Source organism: Kitasatospora sp. NPDC002227, from assembly GCF_040296285.1.
Classification (GTDB): Bacteria; Actinomycetota; Actinomycetes; order Streptomycetales; family Streptomycetaceae; genus Kitasatospora.
Map to the genome: position 1 here is coordinate 19632 of NZ_JBEOWY010000052.1, position 12193 is coordinate 31824.

Annotated in this window: 13 protein-coding genes; 3 read left to right on the top strand and 10 right to left on the bottom strand. The window is 71.0% G+C overall.

The window, feature by feature from the left end:
- Positions 1-58: 58 nt before the first annotated feature.
- Both purF and ABT095_RS31830 read right to left on the bottom strand, forming a co-directional pair.
- A complete protein-coding gene (gene purF / locus ABT095_RS31825; protein WP_350533032.1) occupies positions 59-1636 on the bottom strand; it encodes an amidophosphoribosyltransferase in 1578 nt (525 codons plus the stop codon).
- Between the two features lie 344 nt (positions 1637-1980).
- A complete protein-coding gene (locus ABT095_RS31830) occupies positions 1981-2796 on the bottom strand; it encodes a diacylglycerol kinase (RefSeq protein WP_350533033.1) in 816 nt (271 codons plus the stop codon).
- 126 nt (positions 2797-2922) lie between these two features.
- On the opposite strand from ABT095_RS31830, the gene ABT095_RS31835 reads away from it, so the two are divergent.
- Entirely contained in the window at positions 2923-4206 is a 1284-nt protein-coding gene (locus ABT095_RS31835) for an adenylosuccinate synthase (protein ID WP_350533034.1), read from the top strand.
- Between the two features lie 126 nt (positions 4207-4332).
- Entirely contained in the window at positions 4333-4932 is a 600-nt protein-coding gene (locus ABT095_RS31840; protein ID WP_350533035.1) for a GNAT family N-acetyltransferase, read from the top strand.
- Positions 4933-5026: 94 nt separating this feature from the next.
- Here the strand turns inward: ABT095_RS31840 and ABT095_RS31845 are convergent, their stop codons facing one another.
- From ABT095_RS31845 to ABT095_RS31880, 8 genes are all read right to left on the bottom strand, one after another.
- Positions 5027-5515: an LURP-one-related/scramblase family protein gene (locus tag ABT095_RS31845; protein ID WP_350533036.1), complete on the bottom strand. Its 489-nt coding sequence runs from the start codon at positions 5513-5515 to the stop codon at positions 5027-5029.
- 51 nt (positions 5516-5566) lie between these two features.
- Positions 5567-6145, bottom strand: a complete 579-nt coding sequence (locus ABT095_RS31850) for a Uma2 family endonuclease (protein WP_350533037.1) — start codon at positions 6143-6145, stop codon at positions 5567-5569.
- 70 nt (positions 6146-6215) lie between these two features.
- Complete coding sequence (locus tag ABT095_RS31855; protein ID WP_350533038.1) at positions 6216-7460, bottom strand: serpin family protein; 1245 nt, start codon at positions 7458-7460, stop codon at positions 6216-6218.
- On the bottom strand, positions 7457-7999 hold the full coding sequence (locus tag ABT095_RS31860; protein ID WP_350533039.1) for a hypothetical protein: 543 nt from the start codon (positions 7997-7999) through the stop codon (positions 7457-7459). The genes ABT095_RS31855 and ABT095_RS31860 overlap by 4 nt, the downstream gene beginning before the upstream one ends.
- A gap of 75 nt (positions 8000-8074) precedes the next feature.
- The gene (locus tag ABT095_RS31865; RefSeq protein WP_350533040.1) at positions 8075-9184 is read right to left on the bottom strand and encodes a hypothetical protein; all 1110 of its coding nucleotides are present in this window, start codon (positions 9182-9184) and stop codon (positions 8075-8077) included.
- Positions 9185-9300: 116 nt separating this feature from the next.
- Positions 9301-9690: a twitching motility protein PilT gene (locus ABT095_RS31870; protein WP_350533041.1), complete on the bottom strand. Its 390-nt coding sequence runs from the start codon at positions 9688-9690 to the stop codon at positions 9301-9303.
- Entirely contained in the window at positions 9687-9965 is a 279-nt protein-coding gene (locus ABT095_RS31875) for a hypothetical protein (protein ID WP_350533042.1), read from the bottom strand. Before ABT095_RS31875 ends, ABT095_RS31870 begins: the two co-directional genes overlap by 4 nt.
- A 42-nt stretch (positions 9966-10007) precedes the next feature.
- Positions 10008-10373 carry a hypothetical protein gene (locus ABT095_RS31880; protein ID WP_350533043.1) on the bottom strand — a complete coding sequence of 122 codons (366 nt, stop codon included), beginning with the start codon at positions 10371-10373 and terminating at the stop codon, positions 10008-10010.
- Here ABT095_RS31880 and ABT095_RS31885 point away from each other — a divergent pair.
- Positions 10372-12192 carry an NHL domain-containing thioredoxin family protein gene (locus ABT095_RS31885; RefSeq protein WP_350533044.1) on the top strand — a complete coding sequence of 607 codons (1821 nt, stop codon included), beginning with the start codon at positions 10372-10374 and terminating at the stop codon, positions 12190-12192. The two genes, ABT095_RS31880 and ABT095_RS31885, sit on opposite strands and share 2 nt — an antisense overlap.
- Position 12193 lies beyond the last annotated feature (1 nt).

Here is a 12193-nt window from a genome sequence, read left to right on the forward strand (position 1 = left end):
AGCCACGACGAACGTGAACTGTTGATCGCGTAGTCCCCCACGCCCCTGCTGTTGTTGCTCACGGTCGACGAAGAGCGTCCGCTGCGCCGTGCCCGCCGATCAGCGTCTGGACACCGTCCAGGTCGGAGGTCGGCTTGCCCCGCGTCGCGGGCTTCTGCTGACCGCCGGCGATCTCCGCCTCGAGCAGCAGCTTGCCCAGCAGCGCCGGGTCGGGCAGCTCCATCGGGTACTCCCCGTCGAAGCAGGCCCGGCAGAGCCGCTCCTTCGGCTGCGCGGTGGCCTCGATCATGCCGTCCAGCGAGATGTACGCGAGCGAGTCCGCGCCGAGCGTGCGGCCGATCTCCTCGACGCTCATCCCGTTGGCGATCAGCTCGGCCCGGGTGGCGAAGTCGATCCCGAAGAAGCAGGGCCACTTCACCGGCGGGGAGGAGATCCGGATGTGCACCTCGGCCGCGCCGGCCTCGCGGAGCATCCGGACCAGCGCGCGCTGGGTGTTGCCGCGGACGATCGAGTCGTCCACGACCACCAGGCGCTTGCCCCGGATGACCTCCTTGAGCGGGTTCAGCTTGAGCCGGATGCCGAGCTGGCGGATGGTCTGGCTGGGCTGGATGAAGGTGCGGCCCACGTAGGCGTTCTTCACCAGGCCGGAGCCGTACGGGATCCCGCTGGCCTCGGCGTACCCGATCGCGGCGGGGGTGCCGGACTCGGGCGTCGCTATCACCAGGTCGGCCTCGACCGGCGCCTCGGCGGCCAGCTTGCGGCCCATCTCCACACGGGAGAGGTGCACGTTGCGGCCGGCGATGGTGGTGTCCGGCCGGGCCAGGTACACGTACTCGAAGACGCAGCCCTTGGGCTTGGCCTCGGCGAAGCGCGAGGTGCGGATGCCGTTCTCGTCGATGGCGATCAGCTCGCCCGGCTCCACCTCCCGGATGAAGGAGGCGCCGCAGATGTCGAGCGCCGCCGTCTCGGAGGCGACCACCCAGCCGCGCTCCAGCCGGCCGAGCACCAGCGGGCGGATGCCCTGCGGGTCACGGGCGGCGTAGAGGGTGTGCTCGTCCATGAAGACCAGCGAGAACGCGCCCTTGACCTTGGGCAGCACCAGCTGGGCCGTCTCCTCGATGGAGAGGTCCGGGTGGCCCGCGAGCAGGGCGGTCACGAGGTCGGTGTCGTTGGTCGCCGCGGAGCGGCCGGAGCGCGAGACGTGCTCCTCACCGGGCAGCTCGGCCACCATGGCGGCGAGCTCGGCGGTGTTCACCAGGTTTCCGTTGTGCCCGAGGGCCAGCGAACCGTGAACGGTCGCCCGGAAGGTCGGCTGGGCGTTCTCCCAGACCGAGGAACCGGTGGTCGAGTAGCGGGCATGTCCGACGGCGATATGCCCGTGCAAGGACCCCAGGGCGGCCTCGTCGAAGACCTGGGAGACGAGTCCCATGTCCTTGAAGACGAGAATCTGGGAGCCATTGCTCACTGCGATGCCCGCGGATTCCTGTCCGCGGTGCTGCAGGGCATAGAGGCCGAAGTACGAGAGCTTTGCGACCTCCTCGCCGGGAGCCCAGACACCGAAGACGCCGCAAGCGTCCTGGGGGCCTTTCTCACCGGGAAGAAGATCGTGGTTGAGTCTTCCGTCACCACGTGGCACGCCTTCGAGTCTAGGGCAGTTCCGTACGCGTTCCCGAACAGGGGAGCCCGTGGATATTGGCCGTTCGAATAGCAACGCGCGTAGACATAACCCCTTACCGGGGGGCGCATTTCCGCCCGGGCAATTCGGCGGCCCTTGCGCGACCAGCGCTGTACGGGCCTGGGCCGCTCGCGACACGCCGTCCGCGGGGGTCGGAACGTGACGCTGCTCACCCAGGCTTCACACGGGGTTCACCCGGCTGTGCGCGCCACTGCCCGTGTCCGCCCGTTCACGCCGCATCCGCTCGTCCACCCCGTATCCGCTCGTCCACCCCGCATCCGCTCGCTCACGCTGCATCCGCTCGCTCACGCCGCCGCCGGCAGGACCAGCGACCAGGCGCCCGGGTGCACCGTCCAGGTCCGGCGGTGCACCGGGCCCAGCGGGCAGCCGTCCGCCTCGTAGCCGAAACCCCGCCCGGCCACCGTCAGCCGGGCCGCGCTCAGCCGGTGGGCGGCGCCGGGGCGGCGCAGCACCAGCTCCATCGCGCCGGTGTCGGCGGGGAGGTTGACCTGGAGCAGCCGGATCGGCTGGTGCAGGTCGGCGAGGAGCCGGCCGTCCGCCTCGACCCGCAGGCTGGTGGGCTCCGGAGCGGTCGCCCGCTCGGCTGCAGCCAGTTTCGCCCAGAGCGAACGCAGTGGGCCGTGGTGGCCCCGCGGCTGGATCCGGACCCCGCCGAGGACCACCCCGCCGCCGTCGTCCACCAGCAGGTCGAGCTTGCGGGCACCGCCGCTGATCACGGCCCGGGCCGCCGCCACCGGCTCGCCCGGCACGCCGAGCGCCCGGGCCACCCCGACCGCGCCGGGGCGGCCCACCGGGACGAACCCCACGGCGTCCGCGCCGAGCTCGCGCTGCAGGTGGAGGGACTGCAGCACCCGCTGAAGTGCCAGGTCAGAGCCGATCACCACCGGTCGGCGACGGCCACGATGAGCCAGCAACCGGTCGAGTTCGGACCGGCTCTCCGGCAGGGCCACCTTGCAGTCGGCGCCGCCGCACAGCACGTCCTTGGCGATCCGCACCGACTCGCCGTCGGCCTGCTTGGCCGCCGGGTCGAGCAGCACGAGCAGCGGGTCCGGCCCACCTGGAGAAACGGCACGGGATTCGGGCGTGGACAGGGACGACACGACCGGTCCTTCCTCAGGTAATCTCTCGGTGCAAGAGCCCCTTGCGCTACTGCGCCAGGGGCTTCGTCTATCTCGGGGCAGACTGCGGCCTACGCAGGATGCCCCAACCGGAAGGGGTGTACGCCTGTGCCGGCACTCGTGCTCGTTGGCGCTCAGTGGGGAGACGAGGGCAAGGGGAAGGCGACCGACCTGCTCGGTGGCTCCGTCGACTACGTCGTCCGCTACCAGGGCGGCAACAACGCCGGTCACACGGTGGTCATCGGCGATCAGAAGTACGCCCTCCACCTGCTGCCTTCCGGCATCCTCAGCCCGAACGTGACCCCCGTGATCGGCAACGGCGTCGTGATCGACCCGGGCGTGCTGCTCTCCGAGCTCAAGGGCCTGAACGAGCGGGGCATCGACACCTCGAAGCTGCTGATCTCGGGCAACGCCCACCTGATCACCCCGTACCACCGCACCCTGGACAAGGTCACCGAGCGCTTCCTGGGCAAGCGCCGGATCGGCACCACCGGGCGCGGCATCGGCCCGACCTACGCCGACAAGATCAACCGCGTCGGCATCCGCGTGCAGGACCTCTTCGACGAGTCGATCCTGCGCCAGAAGGTCGAGGCGGCCCTCCACGACAAGAACCAGCTGCTGGTCAAGCTCTACAACCGCCGCGCCATCCCGGCCGAGCTGGTCGTCGAGGAGTACCTGGGCTACGCGGAGAAGATCCGCCCCTTCCTCTCCGACACCACCCTGGTACTCGACCAGGCGCTCAAGGCGAACAAGGTCGTCCTGCTCGAGGGCGGCCAGGGCACCCTGCTGGACGTCGACCACGGCACGTACCCCTTCGTCACCTCCTCGAACCCGACCTCGGGCGGCGCCTGCACCGGCGCCGGCATCGGCCCGACCAAGATCGACCGGGTTATCGGCATCCTGAAGGCGTACACCACCCGCGTCGGCTCGGGCCCGTTCCCGACCGAGCTGCTGGACGCCGACGGCGACGCGCTGCGCCGGATCGGCGGCGAGCGCGGTGTGACCACCGGCCGTGACCGCCGCTGCGGCTGGTTCGATGCCGTGATCGCCCGCTACGCGACCCGCGTGAACGGCCTGACCGACTTCTTCCTCACCAAGCTGGACGTGCTGACCGGCTGGGAGCAGATCCCGGTCTGCGTCGCGTACGAGATCGACGGCCAGCGGGTCGAGGAGCTCCCCTACAACCAGTCGGACTTCCACCACGCGAAGCCGATCTACGAGAACCTGCCCGGCTGGAGCGAGGACATCAGCAAGGCGCAGACCTTCGCCGACCTGCCGAAGAACGCCCAGGCGTACGTGAAGGCCCTGGAGGAGATGTCGGGCGCCCCGATCTCCGCGATCGGCGTCGGCCCCGGCCGCACCGAGACCATCCAGATCAACTCCTTCCTGTAGGTCGCAGGCCCTGGGAAGCCCCGTCCACCCGCTGCCGGGTGGGCGGGGCTTCTGCATGGGTTGGCATCTTTGCACTAGTGCAGATGCCTATTGCCTCTAGTGCAAAGAGTGGCTACCGTGGGGATCATGACTGCGAAGCTGCCCTCCCGCACCACCGTCCTGACCGGTGATCACATCAGCCTGGAGCCGCTCTCCCTGGACGACGTGCCCGACCTCTTCGGCATCGCCGGGGGTGACGAGGAGATCTGGCGCTGGCAGCTGGACGCGACGCCGCACACCGAGGCCGAGATGCGGACTCTGGTCGAGAACCGGCTGGGGGACGCCGACTGCGTGCCCTTCGGCGTGACGGACCTGATGAGCGGGCGGGTCATCGGCATCACCTGCTACTTCGGCTTCAGCGCCAAGCACGAGGAGCTGGAGATCGGCGGCACCTGGTACGCCCGGCCGTACTGGCGCACGGCCGTCAACACCGAGGCCAAGCTGCTGCTGCTGACCCACGCCTTCGAGGAGCTGGGCTTCGGCCGGGTGCTGTGGAAGACCCACCACAACAACGAGCGCTCCCAGAACGCCATCCGCCGCCTCGGCGCCAGCTACGAGGGCACCTTCCGCCGCCACCGCCGCATGCCGGACGGCACCTGGCGCGACAGCGTGCACTTCTCGATGCTCCGCGACGCCGAATGGCCCGCCGCGCGCGAACGGCTCACCGGCCGCCTGGCCGAGGGGTGAGAGTTGAAGCTGAGGGGGAGTTGCACCGTCCCCCAGGGGGTTCGGGGGCCTCGCGCCCCCTGGACGGTGCAACTGGTTCTCATCTGAGGAGCGGTCAGTGCTCCTCGGCCACCATGTGGTCGATGCAGACCGCGATGGCGAGCAGCAGCGGGGTGTCGCCGCCCTCATGGACCTTGATCCCGTAGGCGTCGCGGATGCTGAACCAGCGGCGGGAGATCTCGGCGAGCTCGCGCCCGTGCTCGTCCTCGATCCGGTAGTCCCGGTCGAGCAGGTTGCCGTGGATCTCCAGCTCGCCGCCGCTCTCCAGCTCCACCTTGTACTTGTCCCGGAACGGCGTGAACAGCTTCTCCCGCACGGTGGCGATCACCTCGCCCTCGGCGTCCTCGATCTTCATCGCGTCCCGCACCGTGACGACCTTCTTCTTCACCACGGCCACCACCTGCCCGGCCTGGTCCTTCAACTCGAAGGTCTCCCGCAGCCGCAGCACCTTCCCGTCCACCAGGAAGGCCTTCTCGCCGTGCTCGTCCTCGATCCAGTGATCGTCACCGAGCGAGAACATCCGCTCCTTCATCACGTACTTCACGCCGTACCTCCGCTGTGAGCCGGGCTGTCTCCCGACATCTTGCACCGGCCGTCAACGGACGTGACCCTTGAGGACCTCGGTGTCGTCCAGCGTGATCCCCACCGGGGCGGGCAGGGCCACGGTGTCACCGAAGAAGTACGTCCGCTCGTGGTACCGGCCGTCCACCGGCTCGGTGTGCACGACGATCCGGCCCCGCTCGCGGTCGATCAGCAGGTAGACCGGGATGCCCGACTCGGCGTACGCGGCAGGCTTCTCCACCAAGTCCCGGCGGTCGGCGTCCCGGTCGTAGGAGGTGACCTCGACGACCATCAGCACGTCGTCGGGGTCCGCCCACTCGCCCTTGCCGGTGAACGCGCCATCGGACGCCAGCGCCGCATCCGGGCGGGCCCGGCCGGCGCGGTAGCTCTCTACCGTGAGCCCGCGCTCCGGATAGAGCCAGAGATCGGGACGCTGCTGCATACAGCGCTTCTGGAGCCACTTGATGATCTCGTCGTGATCCCCGTCCGGCACCGGCTTCACTCCGATCCTGCCCTGAACGAACTCCATTCGGACGTCGTCACGCTCGGCGGTGGCGGCGATGTTCTCGAACGCCGAGACATCCATCTGGGGCGGATCAATGATTGCGGTCATCCCCGGCTCCTCGTCACGGTCCGACGGCGGCACCAGCGGTGCGGGCACCGTTGGCAGTCTACGAGCCCGGTCAGCGGCGGTGGGGGAAGTCGTCCTCTTCGTCGTCGTCGTAGAAGTCGTAGTCAGGCTCCTGGTGGTCGGGGGTGTCGTTCACCCAGCCCGCCGCCAGGACCAGGCGGGTGGGACGGTGCACCGCCAGGAAGCCGAAGGGACGGTCGATGGAGAGCGCGACGTGGCGGACGCGGTAGGGCGGCTGGCGCCAGGCCGCGCCGCCGACGGCGATTCCCATCGCCGTCACGGCCGCGGCCTCGAAGCCCTTCGCGCTGAAGGCCGCCATGGCACGCTGCTTGGCGGAGCCGACGGCCAGGGGCATGCTGCGGCTGACCCCGGGGAAGTGGCCCCGGCTGAGGTCGGCGGCGGCGGTGAGGCCGAAGAGGGCATGCTGCTGAAGCAGATTGTGCTCGGCCTCGACGGAGAACGGCACTGTCGTACAACGGAGTTCCGGCTCGGGCTGCCAGCTGAACGCCCACTCCACCGTCATCCCCGGGCCGGCCTCGGCGGCGGGCAGCACGTCGGCCGTGACCCGCTCCACCTCGCCGGTGAGAGCCCGGATGCCCGTCCGGAGCACTTCACCCGGCGCACGCCCCTTCTCACCGAGCAGCAGCCGGACCTCGACCCCGTCGTACCCCAGCACGGACAGCTCGGTGACCGCCCCGGCCTCGCCGCGCAGCACGGCCGCGCGGTTCAGCAGCGCGGTGCTGCGGGTCAGCGCGGTCAGCGTCCGCCCGGCCCACGGGCCGTGGCTCGGTACGAAAGCACGCTCGGCGAAGGGGCGGATCCAGCGGGTCCGGACGCTCAACCCGCTGGCCAGCACCAGGCGGGTCCCCTCGTCCAGCTCCACCGGCATGGCCGGGATCAGACCACCCGTCACCTTTGCCGCCCATTCGTCGAGCCGGGCCCGGTCCACCGCCTCGACACCGGTCAGCTCACCGTGACCGTGCTCGGGCAGCGCTGCCGCCCAGTCCGGCTCCAGCACCACCCGGCGGTCCGTCCACAGCCCCACCGCCGTGGACACCCCGGGGATCCGGCCAACGTCCGCCAGCAGCCGGCGAGCCCCCTCCGCCGCCGCTTCGGCCGGCAGCCCGACCGCCGCCGCCAGCTCCGCCCGGGCGGGCCCGTCCGCCCCGGCCGCCAACACCCCGAGCAACGGCCACACCCCGACCGGGGAGTACACCGTGCTCTCCCCCGCCATCGTCGAACCCCACCGCCGGGCCAGCCCGTTCACGGCCCTGACCACTGCTGCCCTGCTGCTCATCCCGCCCCCGGCTCGTCCCGATCAGCCGACCCTACGGGCTCCACGCCACCCGTCAGCACCGGTTTTCCACTCCGCCGCCGGACCAGCGCGGCCACTCCGTCGACGGTGGCCGCCAGCCCGATCCCGGTGAAGCCGAGCGGGAAGAGCGTCTTGCCCCAGCCGAGTTGGCCGGGGAACAGCACATGCCCCCGGCCGTCCACCAGCACCGTCACCTCCCGGCCCTCGACCAGCCCGTCCGGCGCCGTGCGCGGGTCGTCCACCTCGACCGTCCTGCCGTCCCCGGCCAGCCGCACCTCGACTGCCTCGGCATCCTCCCTGCCGGTCTTCGCGTAATCGGCCCGCACCACCACGGCATCCGCCCGGGCCGCCCCGTCGAAGTGCACCCGGTCGGCGATGTCCGCCGCCCCGAGCACTCCCCCGATCGCCACGAACAGCGGCCCGAGCACCACCCCCAGCAACCGCCTCCGCCGCTCGGGCGGCCCCGGCTCCTCCGCCGCCTCGGTCCACCCCTCCGGCACCACCGCGTCGTACGGCCCCATGCTCCAGCCCCCTCAAGCGTCAGCCGACCGTAGGCCGCCGGTTGTCACGCGTCCACCGGCTTTTGACGGGCACCCTCAGCCGGCGTCCGCGAGCACCCCGGCGACGTGGTCGATGCGCGCCATGTCGGGCCCGACCTTCCGGGCGGAGGCCACGGCCCGCTGGGCTTCGGCGGTACGGCCGGTGCGGTGCAGCGCAAGGGCCAACGTGCAGTAGGCCATCGAGCGGCGCAGCGGCACACTGCCCACGTGAGCTGCGGACCTTGCCTCACCGACCGCCAGCACGGGCTGGTCCACGACCAGGTGGTACAGGGCCTGGAGGTCGCTCCCCGAGGTCAGCTGTCCTGGTGCCCGGCGCAGTCCACGGTGCAGGGAGAGGAAGTCCTCCCGATCGGACGGGTCGGACGGCCCGAGCTCCATCAGGTAGGCCAGCGCCCGGGCCCGGGTCAGCCGGCAGCTCAGGTGCTGTACCGGCAGCAGATCGGGGTCCTGCCCGAGCTGTTCGGCGTGTGTGGCGGCCTCGCGGTAGCGTCCCTCGCCCATCAGCACCGCCAACTCGGCCAGCCTGCCATGGACCGACTCCGCGACCGCCGGATCCGTCCAGCCGTCGATCAGACGGCGGGCCTCCGCCACGCTCCGGTTGGCGGCCCTGAGCGCCTCACCGGCCTCGGCGTCCCCGACCATCAGCCTGTCGGTACGCGCGGAGGCTGCGGGTGTCGCGGCCTGCAGCAGCTGACCTGTCTTGATCACAGCTATCCCCAGGCAGGAGATCGAGGCCGCCGGCCCGAAAGGCGGCGCGACCGCCAGCAGGGCCCAGCCCGCAGCGGCCTGGCCTGCCAACGTCACGGCCGCGGCGAGCACGTAGCCCGCCCGTCTCACCCCGCCAGGCCCTGGCCCGGCCGCGACCAGGATCCTCGGGAAGGGCACCCGACGCAGGATCACGACCCGCTTCTCCCGCTGCCAGATCCGCGCTGCGGGCCCCACCCCCAGCGAGACGACCTTCGCCGTCAGCCCCCACCACCGCCCCAGGAGCAGCACCGCCAGGGCCCACACCAGCATCGACAGCCACCCCCCGGCCACCACGCCCGCCGACGCACCGAGAATCCGCCCCAAGGTCACGGGCGCCCCCAGAAGCGTGAAGCCGTAGGCGCCGCAGCCGACCAACACGGCGAGGGCGCGGAATGCCACGGGTCCACCGGTCCAAGATCTTCGAGTCATGGCCGAGATCGTTCCAGAGCGGCCGCCGGTGCTCCCACCGGGGTGCTTCGTGACCGACCATCAGCCTTCATGCGGCACCGGGGCCGCTACGGCCGGCCCACCTTGATCCCCGTGTGGCCCGAGGCGCTGACCAACCGCCCGATGTCCCCCAGGTCGTCGGTGAGAATCGGCGCCTCCAGGTGCTCGATCGCCGCAAGGACGACACTCGCATCCACCACGTCGCAGCTGCCCGCCCGATGGCAGAGCTCCGCAGCCGCCTTGGCGCGCTCCTCCGTCAGTGCGAGGACTTCGCAACCACGCAGCACCCGGTGCAAGACAGCCGAGGACGCCCGCACATTCCACACCTGGGCCAACACCCCGGCCGGTACCAGCGGCCGGACCCGGGCGGAGAGCAGCGTCTCGTGCTGGGCCACAAAGGCCCGGTCGTTCTTCTCCGCCGCGATCAACGCGCCGGAGTCGTAGACGATCGCACTCACCCGGCCTGCCGCTCCGCCCCGGCCGCCCACCCCATCAGCTCGTCCACCCGCTCCGAGGCGGCCCGGCGCTCGTCAGCCGTGAAAGCCCCGTGCTCGTGCTGGTACTCGGCCATGGCGGCCAGCCCGTCCAGCCGGCGCTCCTCGTTGGCGAAGTAGTCCACCAGGGCATGCGTCACCACGGTGGAGATCTGCTCCTGCCGCTGCGCCGCAACGGCGCGCAGCCGGGCCCCGAGTTCCTCCTCGATGCTGATGCTCAGCTTGGACTTCTCGCTCATATTCCAACCGTAATACGATTGGGCGAGCCCCGTCCATGCCCGTCAGGAGCGAACCTGAATCTCCGCCCGGTGGCGGAGGTACTCGTCGGCGTGTGACCGGGCGATCGCGGCGGCGCGGTCCACGAGATCGTGCAGCTCGGCCGGGTACGACTCCTTGCGGAGGGGCAGGCCGGGGAGGATGCAGCGCCGGACATCCAGATCCTCATTACGGGCGAACTCCCTCAGGGCGGCCTCGTACCATTCCTTCACGAGGGCGGACCTGTTCACGGAGTCCGCTTCGACCGGCAGGTCCGTCCAGTAGGGGCGTTCGAGGAGAGCCGCTTCGACTTCCTGCTCGCCCGGTGGCTTCCCACACCCAGTGCGCACGCCCGGAATGCCGCCTGACATCGTGCGGTTTGATTGGGGCATGGCTTCTCGTGCACGCGTTCGCGCCCCTGAACTGGTCGGGGCTGGTGGTTGGCTCAACACCGGCGGCAAGGATCTGTCCCTGGCGGACTTCCGAGGTCGCATTCTGATCCTGGACTTCTGGACCTTCTGCTGCATCAACTGTCTGCATGTGCTGGACGAGCTGCGGGAGTTGGAGGAGAAGCACCGGGACACCGTGGTGATCGTCGGCGTGCACTCGCCGAAGTTCGTGCACGAGGCCGACCACCAGGCGGTGGTGGATGCCGTGGCGCGGTACGAGGTGCACCACCCGGTGCTGGACGATCCGGCGCTGGTGACGTGGAAGCAGTACGCGGTGCGGGCCTGGCCGACGCTGGTGGTGATCGACCCGGAGGGGTACGTGGTCGCGCAGCATGCCGGGGAGGGGCACGCGCACGCGATCGAGCGGCTGGTGGAGGAGCTGGAGGCCGAGCACGGGGCGAAGGGGACGCTGCGGCGCGGGGACGGGCCCTACGTGGCGCCGGAGCCGGTCGCGGGGGATCTGAAGTTCCCGGGGAAGGCAGTGCGGCTGGCCGACGGGCACTTCCTGGTGGCGGACTCGGGGCACCACTCGCTGGTCGAGCTGGCCGAGGACGGCGAGACGGTCGTGCGGCGGATCGGTGACGGCGAGCGCGGGCTGGTGGACGGTGACAAGCCGCGGTTCAGCGAGCCGCAGGGGCTGGCGCTGGTACCGGCGGACCTCGGGCTGGACTACGACGTGGTGGTGGCCGACACGGTGAACCACGCGCTGCGGGGCGTACGACTCAGCGACGGACACGTCACCACGCTGGCCGGGACGGGCAAGCAGTGGTGGCAGGGCTCGCCGACCAGCGGGCCGGCCCGGGAGGTGGAGCTGTCCTCGCCGTGGGACGTGGCGTTCTTCGACGGCGAGGTCTGGATCGCGATGGCCGGGGTGCACCAGCTCTGGGCGTACGACCCCGTGGCGGGGACGGTCCGGGTCTCGGCCGGGACGACCAACGAGGGCCTGGTGGACGGGCCGGTGGCCGAGGCGTGGTTCGCCCAGCCGAGCGGGCTGGCGGTCTCGGCGGACGGCGAGAAGCTCTGGGTCGCCGACTCGGAGACTTCGGCGGTCCGGTGGGTTTCACGTGAAACCGGCGAGGTGCACACGGCCGTGGGCACCGGGCTGTTCGACTTCGGGCACCGGGACGGTGCGGCCGCTCAGGCGCTGCTGCAGCACCCGCTGGGGGTGACGGTCCTGCCGGACGGTTCGGTGGCGATCTGCGACACCTACAACCACGCACTGCGGCGCTTCGACCCCGCGAGCGGGGAGGTCTCGACGCTGGCGACCGACCTGCGGGAGCCCTCCGGCGCGGTGCTGGTCGAGGACGACCTGGTGGTGATCGAGTCGGCGCGGCACCGGCTGACCAGGCTGCGGCTGCCCGAGGAGGCCGTCCGGGTCGAGGCGGTCGCGCACCGGACGCAGCGGGCCGCGACGGAGGTGGCGCCGGGGGCGCTGCGGCTGGACGTGGTGTTCGAGGCACCGAGCGGGCAGAAGCTGGACGAGCGGTACGGGCCGTCGACGCGGCTGCTGGTGAGCTCGACCCCGCCGGAGCTGCTGGTGTCCGGGGCGGGGGCGGACAGCGCTCTGTCCCGGGAGCTGGTACTCGCCGAGGGCATCAGCGAAGGCGTGCTGCACGTGTCGGCGATGGCCGCCTCGTGCGATGACGATCCGGAGATCGAGTACCCGGCCTGCCATGTGCACCAGCAGGACTGGGGTGTGCCGGTGCGGGTGACCGCCGGCGGGGTCAGCCGGCTGCCGCTGGTACTGGCCGGGATGGAGTAGC

Excerpts from the sequence above, each read along its gene's own strand:
- ABT095_RS31840 (WP_350533035.1), top strand. The coding sequence starts at position 4,333 with ATGACTGCGAAGCTGCCCTCCCGCACCACCGTCCTGACCGGTGATCAC.
- ABT095_RS31850 (WP_350533037.1), bottom strand. The coding sequence starts at position 6,145 with ATGACCGCAATCATTGATCCGCCCCAGATGGATGTCTCGGCGTTCGAG.
- ABT095_RS31855 (WP_350533038.1), bottom strand. The coding sequence starts at position 7,460 with ATGAGCAGCAGGGCAGCAGTGGTCAGGGCCGTGAACGGGCTGGCCCGG.
- ABT095_RS31860 (WP_350533039.1), bottom strand. The coding sequence starts at position 7,999 with ATGGGGCCGTACGACGCGGTGGTGCCGGAGGGGTGGACCGAGGCGGCG.
- ABT095_RS31875 (WP_350533042.1), bottom strand. The coding sequence starts at position 9,965 with ATGAGCGAGAAGTCCAAGCTGAGCATCAGCATCGAGGAGGAACTCGGG.
- ABT095_RS31885 (WP_350533044.1), top strand. The coding sequence starts at position 10,372 with ATGGCTTCTCGTGCACGCGTTCGCGCCCCTGAACTGGTCGGGGCTGGT.
- ABT095_RS31880 (WP_350533043.1), bottom strand. The coding sequence starts at position 10,373 with ATGCCCCAATCAAACCGCACGATGTCAGGCGGCATTCCGGGCGTGCGC.